This window comes from Arthrobacter sp. NPDC058097, assembly GCF_042884885.1.
Taxonomy (GTDB): domain Bacteria; phylum Actinomycetota; class Actinomycetes; order Actinomycetales; family Micrococcaceae; genus Arthrobacter.
This window is the reverse complement of the sequence record NZ_JBHVSZ010000008.1, coordinates 44,138-56,683: the sequence shown is the minus strand read 5'-3', so window position 1 is coordinate 56,683 and position 12,546 is coordinate 44,138. Positions and strand designations below refer to the sequence as shown.

Genomic DNA, 12,546 nt, shown 5'->3' with positions numbered 1-12,546 from the left:
GACAAGGAGGGCGGCGATGGTGCCGGAGCAGAACGTTCCCGTCCCGAGGCCACAGGCCGGCGGGCCGGAAGGCATGATGGCTACTGTCTCAAGACGCCTTCTTGCCTCATGGCAGCGCAGTGAGGAATACGGCGTCTCGGCCGAGGTCATCGACCCCGTCTGGGCCGGGTCGGTGCCCGGTGACTCGCTGTTTTACCAGTGCGGCCAGGAGGTGCTTAAGGGGCTGCATCAAACGCTGGCCAACGAGCCACTAAGCCTGATGCTCACCGACGCCGACGGGCTGGTCCTCAACCGCTTCAGTGGCGACACGTCACTGCTGCGGGCACTCGACAAGGTCCATCTGGCTCCCGGTTTTGCCTTTTCCGAGCGGGAAGCCGGAACCAGCGGGTTGGGTATGGCGCTGGCGGACCGGACGCCCAGCCTGGTCCGTGCCGAGGAACACTACAGCGCAAGCCTCCGGACGTACACCTGCGCTGCCGTCCCGGTGATCGATCCCCTCAGCGGACGTCTCGAGGGCAGCGTGAACATCACCACCTGGTCCAAGTCTTCGCCGGAGTTGCTCCTGGCCCTGGCCCAGTCGGCAGCGAGCAACACGGCTGCCCTCATGCTCGCCAAGTCGGGTGGCCACAGGCCGAAAGCAGGACCCAAGGGCGGCGTCTTCCGGGTGCAGCGGGGCCGGGTTGAGCCCGGTGCGGGAACGCTGAGCGCCATGTCCCCGGACTGGACGGAGGCCCTGGACCATGCGGCCTTGGCCCTTGGGGCAAACAGGGTGGTGGCCGCCGTCGGAGAACCGGGATCCGGGCGCGCCACGTTGGTGGGGCAGGCCATCCGCCAGGCGCGCCCCGGGAGCCGCATCCTGTGCGCGGCAGCTCCCGAGCCTGAAGACGTGGAGGCGTGGCTGTCGCTCTGGACCCCCGAGCTGTCCAAGCCCGATACTGCTGTGATCGTGGAAAACGTTGACCTCCTGCCCGCCTGGGCAGCGCAGGACCTGAGCGCCCGGGCTGCCGCCGCGGTTCAATCGTTGCCTGCACCGGCCGGCAGTCCGCCCGCGATCACCTGGGCCATGACCGCGGAGGAACTGGCCGCCGTACCGCAGCCCCTGGCCGCCATGGTCGAAACCGTGGTGCCGGTGTCTGCCTTGCGCGAACGCCCCGCTGATGTGATGCTCCTGGCAAGGTACGCCGCACGCCAAACGCGTATGCGTGAAGTCGATTTCACGGCTGCTGCCGAACACGCGCTGACGGGCTATGGGTGGCCGGGCAATGTGGACGAACTTTTCAACATGGTCCAGGACGCGGCCGTGCGCACGGAAGCCATCGATGTGCGGCATCTGCCCTCCCGGCTCGTGGGACGCACCGGGCCACATCTAACCCGCATCGAGGCCGTCGAGAGGGACGAGATCATCCGGTGCCTTTCCCGGCCGGGCATCACGGTGGCCGCGGCCGCCACTGAACTCGGAATGAGCCGGGCCACGATTTACCGCCGGATGGCCCGCCTGGGAATTACCGGCCCGAAGTAAGCCTGGGCCAACGGCTGGTCGCGCAAACCGTGCACAGAGCATCCCTGCCCGGCACAGGTTCGGAAAGCACGACGGCGGCACTCACCCCGGGTGCGGCCTTGGCCTGAGCTGATTGAAGGGTTCGGATTACGCGGAGGCGGGCCCGCCGCGCAAACCCTTCTCCAAGCGGAACGCGATCAGCGAGGCCCCTGCCCCGGCTGCCGCCACCACAGCTGCCAGCGCCCACCCCACGGCCGGACCGAACTGGGAAAACACGATCCCGAACAGCAGCGGCCCCAGCGTTCCGCCGATGTAGGTGCCGCTCTGCGTGATCCCCGTGGCCTGGATGGTAAACGGATGCGCCGTGCGTGAGACCACGTAATGGGCCAGGCCGTTCCAGCCCCAACCCAACCCGAACGCGACGACGGCGCCCGCTCCGTAGGCGACCGGGAAGCCGGACGCCATGCCGAGCAGCCCCAGGCTTCCAGCCCCCATCATCAGGGCCACGGTGGCCATCGAGCCGCCGATTCCCCGGTCGGCAGCGATACCCACCAGCGGCCGCGCCAGGATCCCGGCCACGCTGGCAGCGCCCAGCAGCAGGCCCGCGCCCGCGGCATCGAACCCCGCCTGCACAGCCATGGCCACCGTGAAAGCACCCACCACATTGGCCTGCCCGGATCCCAGCGCGCTGGCTGCCGCGGTCACAAAAAGGAAGGATTTCAGCCTCCGGGGAAGCGGCTCACGGGCAGCTTTGCCGGAGCGCCGGCGGACGGTGCCGTCACGGGGGAGGGCGCGAAGGAGCACCGGGATCAAGGACGTCGCCAACAGTGCTGCCAGCGCAAAGGTCCAGCTCCACCCCACGGTGAGCGCGAAAACCGGGACCGACAGCCCGGCGGTGAGCGTCGCCGTCGGAATGGCGGCCTGCTTGAGGCCGAATGAGAAGGCGCGGTTGCGGACCGCCACCTGGTCCACGATCAGGCCGTTGGACAGCGGGTGGACAAGGGCGTTCGCTGCACCGGCCACACCGAGCCAGACAATCAGCCAGGCCCAGTGCGGAGTGACAAACGCGATGCCGGCCAGCGCCACGAACCCCAGCCCGACGGCGAGCGGAACCCCGCGGCGAAGTCCGAGTCCGTTCGCCACATACCCCGCCGGGGCAGACAGCAGTGCCGACACAGCCCAGAAGGTGGCCACAGCGACACCCAGAGCCGACGCCGTCATGCCCAGGTCCTGCTCGAGCTGGACGGCCAGGCCGCCGACGAGGAACACCGGCAGCACCGCCACCACAGTTGTCAGTGCGGCGATGGCCGTGGCGCGCTGTCCCGGCCGGCGCACTCGTTTTCGATCCGGTTCGACGGCGGCCTGTGTCACCGTGCGGACCGGCTCTGCGAAGCGCCTGCCACGTCGTCATGGACGACGGCGTCAGTTGCCAGCAGGGAGCGCCCGCCGGTCCGCACCTGGGCCAGCAGACCCCCGGCGGTGAGGACGGTGCGTTCGGCCGGCGAGAAGTCGAGCCCGAGCGTCAGCTCCGCGTCCCCGTCCACGCGGGCGGTAACGGAGCGGTCGCCACGGGCCAAGGCCTCAGCAAGCCCGTCGATCACCCAGCGCTGCCCCGTTGAGCTTTGCACGCCAGGGGGAAGGATCAGCGGCACAATGCCGGCCGCGATGAGGTTGCGGCGGTGGATCCGGGCATAGCTCCGGGCGGCGACCACCCGCACCCCCAGGAACAGCGGGATCAGGGCGGCATGTTCCCGCGATGAACCCTGCCCGTAGTTTTCCCCGCCGACAATAATTCCGCCGCCCCATTCCAGGGCCCGGTCGTGGAATCCAGGATCCAGGCGGCGGAACATGAAGCGCGCGCACACGGCGATGTTGGACCACACCGACATGGCGATGGCCCCGTCCGGAGCCATGTCGCCGGTGGAGATGTCATCGCCGACGACGATTAGCACCCGGGCGTCGAGGTCCGGCGCGAGCGGTTCCGGCTGGGGCGGCGGGACCAGGTTGCTGCCGCGCTCGATCTCGATGGTGCGCCGGTTCTCCAACGGCAGGACGCCGGCAATGTGCAGGTCGTGGACCTCCGGGTGTGGTGGTGTTGCGGGGCGGAGTTCGCCGCGGCTGACAGTGGAGGCGTCGACTATCGCGCCCTGCAGTGCGCTCGCGGCAGCGGTCGACGGTGAGCACAGGTACACGCAGTCCTCAGCTGTGCCGCTCCGGCCCGGGAAATTACGGTTGAAGGTCCGCAGCGACGGCGCGTCCTGCGTTGGCGCCTGGCCGATGCCCACGCACGGGCCGCACACGGGCTCGAGCATCCGCGTCCCCGCCGCCATCAGGTCCTCATACACCCCGGACGCGATGATCGTCTGCAGGATCTGCCGCGATCCGGGGGTGACCGTGAGCTGTACGGACGGATGGACTGTGTGTCCCTTGAGGATGGCCGCCACAGTGGCGAGATCCTCGTACGAACTGTTCACAGAGGAACCGACGCAGACCTGGACCACCTCGGTGCGCGGCAGTTCGGACACCGGACGGACGTTGCCCGGCGAGTGCGGAAGCGCCACGAGCGGAACGAGACCTGCAAGATCAAGCTGCTCCCCGTCGTCGTACATGGCTCCTGCGTCTGCGGCCAGGGGAACAAACTGGTCCTCACGCCGCTGGGCCCGGAGCCACTCGCGGGTCTGGTCATCGGAGGGAAAGACGGCTGTGGCAGCACCGGTTTCGATGATCATGTTGCAGATGGTGGCCCGCGCCGAGACGGACAGGGACGCCACACCCTCGCCGTAGAACTCGAACACCTTCCCGCGGCCGCCCCGCACGCCGTGGCGGCGCAGCAGCTCCAGCACCACGTCCTTCGCTTCGGCGTTGGGCCCGAGCGTGCCCGTCAGTTCCACGCCCACGACGGCGGGGCACACAAAGTCGAAACCGTAGCCCGCCATGGCCACGGCCACTTCCAGCCCGCCGGCGCCCAGGGCGAACATGCCCAGGGCACCGGCCGTCGAGGTGTGGGAGTCCGCGCCCACCAGGACCTGGCCCGGCCGGGAGAAGTGCTCAAGGTGGATGTAGTGGGAGATGCCGTGCCCGGCGGGGGAGTAGCGCAGCCCGTAGCGGGCGGAGAACGTCCGGAGGTAGTGGTGGTCCTGCATGTTCTTGTCATCGATCTGCAGGACGTTGTGATCGACGTACATGACCGCCAGCGGCACCGCGATGGAATCCACGCCGAGCATTTCGAACTGCATGGCGGCCATGGTTCCGGTGGCGTCCTCGATGAGGATCTGGTCGACGGCGATGGTGATGTCGGCGCCGGGAGTCAGCTCGCCGGACGCGAGATGGCTGGCCAGGATTTTGTGGGTCAGTGTCTCGGGCATTTGGGGGCTCTCCTCGCAGGAATGCGGCGGCGCCCGCAGGCACGCCATCCGGTGCGGATGGCGTGCCTGCGGGTTGGTGCTACTTTACGAATTCATTCGTGTAGGTGTCCGCCAGCTTGATGTCCTTGTCCCCGACCTCCGGGTTGGCCACCCGCTGTGTCTCCAGGACCGCCTTGGCGCCGTCCTCAGTAAAGGTTCCGTCCTTGCTGAGCGTCTTCTTCAGCTCCTCGATGACTTTGGCGTAGAGCACCTTGTCCCCGCCGGCGAACTTCTCGGGCATTTTCGCGGCAATCTCCTCGCCGGAATGGCCGGCGATGAATTCGAGGGTGCGGTTGATGGCCTTGGCGAGCTTGCCCGCGGTTTCCTTGTTCTGGTCCAGCCATTCGGTCTTGGCGTAGAGGGAGGAGGAGGGCCAGGAGCCGGTGTTGAATACTTCCTTCAGCCCCTCCACGGTCCGGACGTCTTCCAGCAGCACCGGATCGTGGCCGATCCGCTTGGCGAGTACGGAGACGTCAGGTTCGAGCATCACCGCGGCATCCACCTGGTTCTGCTCCACGGCGGCAACGGCAGAGGACCCGGCGCCGATGGCTGACACGGCGGCGTCCGTCTGCTTCAGGCCGTTCTTGGCCAGCAGGAACTTAATGAACATGTCAGTGGAGGAGCCCGGTGAGGTCACGCCGACGTTCTTGCCCTTGAGATCCGCAATGGACTTGATCTTGCCCTCATTCTTCGGCGAAACGACGAGGGCAAGTCCGGACGACTGGCCCATGTTGACGAACGCCTTGATGGGCTGGTTCTTGGCCTGCATCTGGATGGTGTGCTCGTAGTATCCGCTGGTGACGTTTGTGCTGCCGCCCACCATCGCGGTGAGCGCCTTCGAGCCGCCCTGCAGGTCCTGGAGTTCGACGTTCAGGCCCTCATCCTTGTAGTAGCCCAGTTCCTGGGCCAGCGTGGTGGGAAGGTAGGTCAGGAGCGTCTGGCCGCCGACGCCGATGATCACCTTGGCGCCTTCCCCGCCGGCAGCGCCGGTCCCGCCCTGGCCCGGAGGTGCAGCCGCGGGGGCGCCGCAGGCGGAGAGGGCCAAGGCAGCGGAGGCAAGCAGGATCAGGGGACGGAAGAGGTTCCGGCGCCGGTGCCGGGTTTGGTGCTGTGTCATGGGTTCCCTTTCAGGAGGTGATGGTAATGGGTTACGAGGACCGGACCGGGCGCCACCTCAGGAGGCGCCGTTCGAGACGGTTGACGAGGAGGTCGATGATCAGGACCACGAACATCAGGATGAACATGCCCGCAAAGACCCCCTTGGTATCGAAGACACCCTGGGCCTGGGCGATGGCGTAGCCCACACCGGCGGAAGCCCCGAGGTACTCACCCACCACGGCGCCGGTGATGGCAAAACCTACGCTGATGTGCAGGCTGGAAAAGATCCAGGTCAGGGCGCTGGGGATGAAGACGTGGCGGAGGAGCTGCTTCTCCGACGCCCCCAGCATGCGTGCGTTGTCCACGAGGACCCGGTCCACGCTCTTGACGCCCTCGAGGGTGTTGAAGAAGACGATGAAGAACACCAGGGTGAAGCCGAAGGCGACCTTTGACCAGATCCCGAGGCCGAACCACAGCAGGAAGATCGGGGCCAGCACCACCCGGGGAAGGGCATTGAACATCTGCAGGAACGGATCCAGGAGGCGCTCCAGGAAACGGACCCTTGCCAGGAGGAAGCCCAGGAACAGGCCGGCCGCCGCACCCGTCAGGAATGCGAGGATCGATTCCTGCAGGGTGATCCACAGGTGCGGGAAGACGAAGCCGCTGGAGATCCAGAGCCAGACCGTCATCAGGATGTCGGAGGGCAGGGGGAAGAAGAACGGGTCGATGACGCCAACGCGTCCCAGCAATTCCCACGCGCCGAGGACAACGGCGGCGAGGGCCAGTTGTCCCATCCGGATGGAGAAGTTCGAGGCTTCACCCCGCTTGCGTTTGGAGTTCTGGGCCGGCGGCGCACCCCGTTCCTTGCGGAGGGGAAAGCGCTGTGTTTTCTTGGAAACTGGTGCCACAGTCATGCCGCGTTGCTCTCTTCCTCTTCCCGTGCCGATTCGTAGGTCTTGGATACCTCAACCTTGAGGCGCCCCCAGATTTCCCTGTGGAGCTCGACAAATTTCGGATCGTCCCGGATGTCCAGGAGGTCGCGCGGGCGGGGGATGTCGATCTCGTAGCTGCCGACGACGGTGCTGCCCGGTCCGGCCCCGAGGATGACCACCTCGTCGGACAGGGCAATGGCCTCGTCCAGATCGTGGGTGATGAACACGACGGCCTTGTCCGATTCCTGCCAGAGCTGGAGGAGTTCGTTCTCCATGATCTGCCGCGTCTGAACGTCCAGCGCGGAGAAGGGCTCGTCCATCAGCAGGATGTCCGGGTTGACGATCCACGCCTGGGCGACGGCGGTTCGCTTGCGCATGCCGCCGGAGAGCTGGTGGGGGTACCGGTCAGCGAAGTTCTTCAATCCCACCTTCTCAAGCCAGCGGCGGGACTCGTCGTAGGCCTCGGCCTTGGAGACCCCGGCCATGGTGAGCCCGAGGCTGACGTTGTCGATGACGGTCTTCCATGGCAGCAGGGCGTCCTGCTGGAACATGTAGGAGGCGCGGCGGTTCACCCCGTGGACGGCCTCACCGAAGCTATGGACCGTGCCGGACGAAGGATTCAGGAGTCCCGCAGCCATGTTGAGGATGGTGGACTTTCCCGATCCCGTTGGCCCGACGATGGAGACAAACCGTCCGGGCTCAACCTTGAGGTCGATGTCCCGGACAGCGAAGTAGGATCCACCGCCGGGAGTTGCAAACTCCTTGGTGCATCCGTTGAGTTCAACCGCGAACTTCGAAGGTCCAGGCTGTAAGGGGTGCGTCATTGCTGTTCTCCCGCTAAACCACATTGTGAGTCGATAGCCATATAGTGGACGCAAGGCTAACAGTAACGTCTGTCACACTACAAGGGGGCTGTGAGTGCCGCGGCCCCACTTTGGGAGAAGAAGGAACCGGGATCGATCCATGAGCGCAACCGAAAACGCCGCCCCGTTGCTGGTGCTGAAGAAGATCACGTCCATCCTGGATGCCTTTTCACTGGTCCGGCCTGAAATGAGCCTCGCCGAACTACGGGCAGAGACCGGACTGCCGCACTCCACGGTGCAGCGCCTGGTCACCAACATGGTGCACGAGGGACTGCTCGACCGGCGAGGGGACCATTTCCGGATCGGGATCCGCATGGCCCACTGGGCGGCGCCCGCCAGGCAGGGTCTCGATTTCCTGGAACTGCTGACACCCGTGATCCGGCGCTTGCGGGATGAGCTGGGCGAGACGGTCTGCATTTTCAGGGAATCGCAGGGAAGCAGGGTCTGCGTCGCGTTGGCCGAGACCCGGCGGGTTCTTCGAAGGGCGGTCGAGGTCGGGGACATCATGCCGATTCACGCCGGTTCGGCAGGGCGTGTGCTGCTCGCCTGGAACACCGACCTGGCGGAGAGGGTCTACGGGTCGGGGCTCCGGTCCATCACCAACCAGACCATCACGGACGCGGCAAGCCTTGATGCCGCCGTCGCCAAGACCCGTGCCGACGGTTTTGCGATCACCACCGGGGAGCGGGTTTCCGGGGCCAGCGGCCTGTCCGTTCCGATCTTCGGTCCGCAGGCCGAGCTCTACGGTGCGCTCACCGTTATGGGCCCCACCATGAGGATGCCCTACGACGTGTGCGCCTCGTGGATAGAGCCCGTCGTCGCCGCTGCTGCCGAAGGGACCCGGCTGATCGGCGGGAGCCTTCCATCGGAACAGGTGCCCATATCGTGATTTGATATTCACAATATGGAGAGATGAGTGCATACTGGTTCCCGTGCGACGGAGCGTCCTGGACCTTCCGTCCGCGCGTACGGCGCCCACCGGGTCCGCATCAGGAATCAGGAGTTGAGATTTGATGAAGGTTTACGAAACCGGCACAGCGACGCGCGGCAAGGACGCCGCGCACGAGGGCGGCCGCAGGCTGGCTGAAGAAGCACTATCAGCCACTGCAGACAGGACCGCAATCACCGGCGATGGTGCCGGCCCTCTGTCCGGAGTGCGGGTCCTGGAACTGGGATCCCTCATCGCCGGGCCTTTCGCGGGACGGCAGATGGCAGACTTCGGCGCCGAAGTCATCAAGGTCGAATCCCCGGACCGGCCGGATCCCATGCGCGAATGGGGCCGTGCGCGGGTCAAGGACCACACCCTGTGGTGGTCCGTGCAGTCCCGCGGCAAGAAGTGCGTCACCATGGACCTTAAAACCCCGCGAGGCCGGGAGCTCTTTCTTGAGCTCTGCGAGGAGGCCGACGTCATCCTGGAGAACTTCCGCCCGGGCACCTTGGAAAAGCTTGGCCTCGGTCCTGAGGAGCTGTGGAAGATCAATCCCGGCCTCATCATCGCCCGGGTTTCCGGGTACGGACAGACAGGTCCGGAAGCGTCAAAGCCGGGGTATGCCTCCGTCGCTGAGGCGCGCAGCGGGTTGCGGCACCTGAACGGCTACCCCGACCAGCCGCCGCCCCGCACAGGCATCTCCCTGGGCGACAGCCTCGGCTCGCTGTATGCCCTGCAGGGGATCCTGCTGGCACTGTACTGGCGGGATGCCCGCGGAGGGACCGGCCAGGTGGTCGATGTGTCGCTCGTTGAGGCGTGCTTTTCGCTGCTGGAGAGCGCTGTGCCGGACTACGCCGCCGCCGGTATTGTTCCCGGACCCAGCGGCTCGGGGCTCAAGGGGATAGCGCCGTCGAACATCTTCCGCTCCAGCGACGGCAAGTGGGTTGTCATAGCGGCCAATCAGGACTCGGTCTTCGTGCGCCTGGCCAGGGCGATGGGCGTGCCCGGCCTGGCGGAGGACCCGAAGTACCGTGACCATGCGCAGCGCGGCCGCAACCAGGAGGAGCTTGAAGGCATCATCGCCGACTGGGCGGGCAGCTACACGGCCGGCGAGCTGGTCAGCCTGCTCGATGGACATGCCGTTCCGAACAGCACCGTGAGCACGGTTGAAGATATCTTCGAAGACCCGCAGCTCAAGGCCCGGGACATGCTTGTGGAAGTGGCTGACGACGAGCTGGGCGCAGTGGTCCAGCCGGGAATCGTCCCCAAGCTCACGCGCTCCGCTGGCCAAATCAGCTGGAACGGGCCTCTGGTGCACGGATCCCACAATGCCGACGTGTACCAGGGTCTCCTGAACCTGACCGACGAAGAGTTGCAGAATGCCCGTAACGAAGGAGCAATCTGATGGCGTTTGCCCATGAAACCAGGCCCGTCTCGATCGTGGACGTCAGCCCGCGCGACGGCCTGCAAAACGAGAAGACCCCCGTGAGCACGAAGGACAAGGTCCGGCTCATCGAAGAGCTGATCCAGATGGGTGCCCGGCGGATCGAAGCCGTCAGCTTCGTGAACCCCAAGGCTGTACCCCAGATGGCCGATGCCGACGCCGTCATGGCAGCGGTCCCGCGCACGGACGCCGTGAGCTATATCGGCCTCGTACTCAACACCAGGGGAGCCGTCCGCGCGGTCGACGCCGGGGTGGACGAGATGAACTATGTCCTGCCGGTGACTGATGCATTTGCTGCAGCCAACCAGAACACCACTGTTGCAGCGGCTCTTGCGGCCCTGGAGGAAGTGTCGGACATCGCCACTGCGGCATCCATTCCGCTCAGCGTCACCGCGGCTGTCGCTTTTGGCTGCCCCTACCAGGGTGACGTCCCGATCGAACATACTCTCGACGTCGTCCGCACTGCGATTGGCCGGGCGGATCTGGCGGAAGTCGCGTTGGCAGACACCATCGGGTGCGCCGTGCCGTGGCAGGTAGGCGAGACTTTCGCCAGGCTGCGCGAGGAAACCGGCCTGCAGTTGAGGGCGCACCTTCATGAGACCCGCCATACTGCGCTGGCCAACACCTATGCGGCGATGGCAGCGGGCGTCGACGTGTTCGACAGCAGCGTTGGCGGTCTCGGCGGGTGCCCGTTCGCTCCCGGCGCGGCGGGCAATGTCTCCACGGAGGACCTTGCGTGGATGCTCGGGCGCGCCGGGTTCCAGACAGGCATCGACGTGCAGAAAGCGACGGAACTGGGCCGCTGGATCTCCGGCCTGGTCGGTACGGCTCCGCGGTCAGGGCTGGCAGGGGCAGGGGCGTTCCCCGCGGCAGCCTAGCGCGATCGCTTCGGCGACGGCGGCAGGCAGGGGGTGCCGCCGTCGTGCTTTATGCCACGAGGAAAGGACCCTGTGTCAGGTCGGTGTTGTCAGGCCCCGAGCCGGTCCGCCAGTTCAGTGATGCTTGACGCTACGAGGTCCCAGTCGCCTTCCGGGGCCAGGTCCGCCGTCTGGCCGGGGCCGTGTTCGGTGGGGCGTGCGATGAAGGCCGTTGCCAGGCCCGCTTCCCTGGCAGCCCGCAGGTCGCTGTTGTGGGCCGCCGCGAGCATCACCTCGCCGGGCTCGAGGTCCAGGAACCCCGCCGTCCGGAGGTAGGCATGGGGCAACGGCTTGTAGGTGCGCGTCATGTCCGAACCGATGATGACATCCCACGGCAGGCCGGCGTTCCTGGCCATGTCCAGCAACAGTGAGGTGTTGCCATTGGACAGCGGCCCCACGACGTAGTGGCGGCGGATGCTTGCCAGGCCCTCCACACTGTCCGGCCACGCCGGCAGCCGGTGCCAGGATGTGTTCAGCTCCTCCAGCGCAGCCGTGTCCAGCCGGTCCGGCTCGACGCCGTGCTGGCGGAGTGCCTGGTCCAGGTTTTCGCGGTGGAGCGTGTCCAGGGTGACGAACCCACGCGTTCCCGAACGGATCGCTTCCATGGCCGGCTGGTAGAGGGCCCGCCAGTGGTCCGCGAAGGCGTGGGCGTCGAGCGTGTGCCCGTGCGCGGTGGCGAAAGCTGCCACCTCCCGTGCCACGCCGGTGCGCCAGTCCACCACGGTCCCGAAGGTGTCGAAGAGGACGGCGCGCACCGGGCGTCCGGTTGATGGTGAACGGTAGGGCTCGAACCCCATGTGCTTTCTCCTTCCTGGCTGCCGCATGGTTAGTCTGGCAGCATGCGAACTGATTTCAGTCCCACGGCGACGTCCGCCCGCGATTTCTACCGGCTGCTCACCGCCGTGGTGGTGCCCCGGCCCATCGCGTGGGTTTCGAGCGTTTCTCCGGAGGGCATCGACAACGTGGCCCCCCACTCCTTCTTCACGGTAGCCTCAACCAACCCGCCCATCGTGCAGTTCACCTCGGTGGGCGAGAAGGATTCGCTCCGCAACATCACCGCGTCCGGTGAATTCGTGGTGAACCTGGCCCCGGCCGCACTTCTGGAAGAGGTCAACGCCACCGGCACCAATTTCCCGCCGCACGTCAGCGAGTTCGACGCCGCCGGCCTGACCCGGGAGCCGAGCCTCACCGTTGCCGCACCCCGCGTTAAGGAATCGCCGGCGGTGCTGGAATGCCGCCTCCATTCCGTGCTGCCGATGGGGGACTCCACCCTGGTTTTCGGCGAAGTGTCCCATGCCGCCGTGAGCGATGCCGTGCTCGACGGAAGCCACCCCCGGATCGACCTGCTCGAGCCGCTGGCCCGGCTGGGGCTGGATGAGTGGGGCACACTTGGCGACATCCAGGACCTGACCCGGATCCGGCTGAAGGACTGGCCGGGCCACTTCCGGCCCAAGGCCTAGGA

The 12,546-nt window shown here is 66.5% G+C and carries 11 protein-coding genes; 5 read left to right on the top strand and 6 right to left on the bottom strand.

Going from position 1 to position 12,546, the window contains the following annotated elements; translation table 11 throughout:
• The first annotated feature begins 16 nt into the window (after window positions 1-16).
• Window positions 17-1,519: a helix-turn-helix domain-containing protein gene (locus ACFVTE_RS14805; RefSeq protein WP_387101561.1), complete on the top strand. Its 1,503-nt coding sequence runs from the start codon at window positions 17-19 to the stop codon at window positions 1,517-1,519.
• A 126-nt stretch (window positions 1,520-1,645) separates the two neighbouring features.
• Here the strand turns inward: ACFVTE_RS14805 and ACFVTE_RS14800 are convergent, their stop codons facing one another.
• The 5 genes from ACFVTE_RS14800 to ACFVTE_RS14780 all read right to left on the bottom strand — a co-directional run bounded on the left by ACFVTE_RS14800 (window position 1,646) and on the right by ACFVTE_RS14780 (window position 7,756).
• Window positions 1,646-2,833, bottom strand: a complete 1,188-nt coding sequence (locus ACFVTE_RS14800; RefSeq protein WP_387101559.1) for an MFS transporter — start codon at window positions 2,831-2,833, stop codon at window positions 1,646-1,648.
• Window positions 2,834-2,865: 32 nt separating this feature from the next.
• Window positions 2,866-4,863, bottom strand: coding sequence for an aconitate hydratase (locus tag ACFVTE_RS14795; RefSeq protein WP_387101557.1), 1,998 nt, complete (start codon window positions 4,861-4,863; stop codon window positions 2,866-2,868).
• 79 nt (window positions 4,864-4,942) lie between these two features.
• On the bottom strand, window positions 4,943-6,019 hold the full coding sequence (locus ACFVTE_RS14790) for an ABC transporter substrate-binding protein (protein ID WP_387101556.1): 1,077 nt from the start codon (window positions 6,017-6,019) through the stop codon (window positions 4,943-4,945).
• 31 nt (window positions 6,020-6,050) lie between these two features.
• Complete coding sequence (locus tag ACFVTE_RS14785; RefSeq protein ID WP_387101555.1) at window positions 6,051-6,914, bottom strand: ABC transporter permease; 864 nt, start codon at window positions 6,912-6,914, stop codon at window positions 6,051-6,053.
• Window positions 6,911-7,756, bottom strand: coding sequence for an ABC transporter ATP-binding protein (locus tag ACFVTE_RS14780; RefSeq protein ID WP_387101553.1), 846 nt, complete (start codon window positions 7,754-7,756; stop codon window positions 6,911-6,913). The genes ACFVTE_RS14785 and ACFVTE_RS14780 overlap by 4 nt, the downstream gene beginning before the upstream one ends.
• Before the next feature lie 139 nt (window positions 7,757-7,895).
• Here ACFVTE_RS14780 and ACFVTE_RS14775 point away from each other — a divergent pair, with 139 nt between their 5' ends.
• From ACFVTE_RS14775 to ACFVTE_RS14765, 3 genes are all read left to right on the top strand, one after another.
• Window positions 7,896-8,684 (top strand): IclR family transcriptional regulator, encoded by a 789-nt coding sequence (locus ACFVTE_RS14775; protein ID WP_387101551.1) that lies wholly within the window; start codon window positions 7,896-7,898, stop codon window positions 8,682-8,684.
• 124 nt (window positions 8,685-8,808) lie between these two features.
• Entirely contained in the window at window positions 8,809-10,128 is a 1,320-nt protein-coding gene (locus ACFVTE_RS14770; RefSeq protein ID WP_387101549.1) for a CaiB/BaiF CoA transferase family protein, read from the top strand.
• On the top strand, window positions 10,128-11,045 hold the full coding sequence (locus ACFVTE_RS14765) for a hydroxymethylglutaryl-CoA lyase (protein ID WP_387101548.1): 918 nt from the start codon (window positions 10,128-10,130) through the stop codon (window positions 11,043-11,045). The genes ACFVTE_RS14770 and ACFVTE_RS14765 overlap by 1 nt, the downstream gene beginning before the upstream one ends.
• Before the next feature lie 89 nt (window positions 11,046-11,134).
• On the opposite strand, the gene ACFVTE_RS14760 is transcribed toward ACFVTE_RS14765, so the two are convergent.
• A complete protein-coding gene (locus ACFVTE_RS14760) occupies window positions 11,135-11,881 on the bottom strand; it encodes a haloacid dehalogenase type II (RefSeq protein WP_387101546.1) in 747 nt (248 codons plus the stop codon).
• Window positions 11,882-11,923: 42 nt separating this feature from the next.
• On the opposite strand from ACFVTE_RS14760, the gene ACFVTE_RS14755 reads away from it, so the two are divergent.
• Window positions 11,924-12,544 carry a flavin reductase family protein gene (locus tag ACFVTE_RS14755; RefSeq protein WP_387101545.1) on the top strand — a complete coding sequence of 207 codons (621 nt, stop codon included), beginning with the start codon at window positions 11,924-11,926 and terminating at the stop codon, window positions 12,542-12,544.
• The last annotated feature ends 2 nt before the right edge of the window (window positions 12,545-12,546 follow it).

Bases quoted from the DNA above. Each gene is read 5' to 3' on its own strand.
- ACFVTE_RS14805 (WP_387101561.1), top strand. From the start codon at position 17: ATGGTGCCGGAGCAGAACGTTCCCGTCCCGAGGCCACAGGCCGGCGGG.
- ACFVTE_RS14795 (WP_387101557.1), bottom strand. From the start codon at position 4,863: ATGCCCGAGACACTGACCCACAAAATCCTGGCCAGCCATCTCGCGTCC.
- ACFVTE_RS14790 (WP_387101556.1), bottom strand. From the start codon at position 6,019: ATGACACAGCACCAAACCCGGCACCGGCGCCGGAACCTCTTCCGTCCC.
- ACFVTE_RS14785 (WP_387101555.1), bottom strand. From the start codon at position 6,914: ATGACTGTGGCACCAGTTTCCAAGAAAACACAGCGCTTTCCCCTCCGC.
- ACFVTE_RS14780 (WP_387101553.1), bottom strand. From the start codon at position 7,756: ATGACGCACCCCTTACAGCCTGGACCTTCGAAGTTCGCGGTTGAACTC.
- ACFVTE_RS14775 (WP_387101551.1), top strand. From the start codon at position 7,896: ATGAGCGCAACCGAAAACGCCGCCCCGTTGCTGGTGCTGAAGAAGATC.
- ACFVTE_RS14770 (WP_387101549.1), top strand. From the start codon at position 8,809: ATGAAGGTTTACGAAACCGGCACAGCGACGCGCGGCAAGGACGCCGCG.
- ACFVTE_RS14765 (WP_387101548.1), top strand. From the start codon at position 10,128: ATGGCGTTTGCCCATGAAACCAGGCCCGTCTCGATCGTGGACGTCAGC.
- ACFVTE_RS14760 (WP_387101546.1), bottom strand. From the start codon at position 11,881: ATGGGGTTCGAGCCCTACCGTTCACCATCAACCGGACGCCCGGTGCGC.
- ACFVTE_RS14755 (WP_387101545.1), top strand. From the start codon at position 11,924: ATGCGAACTGATTTCAGTCCCACGGCGACGTCCGCCCGCGATTTCTAC.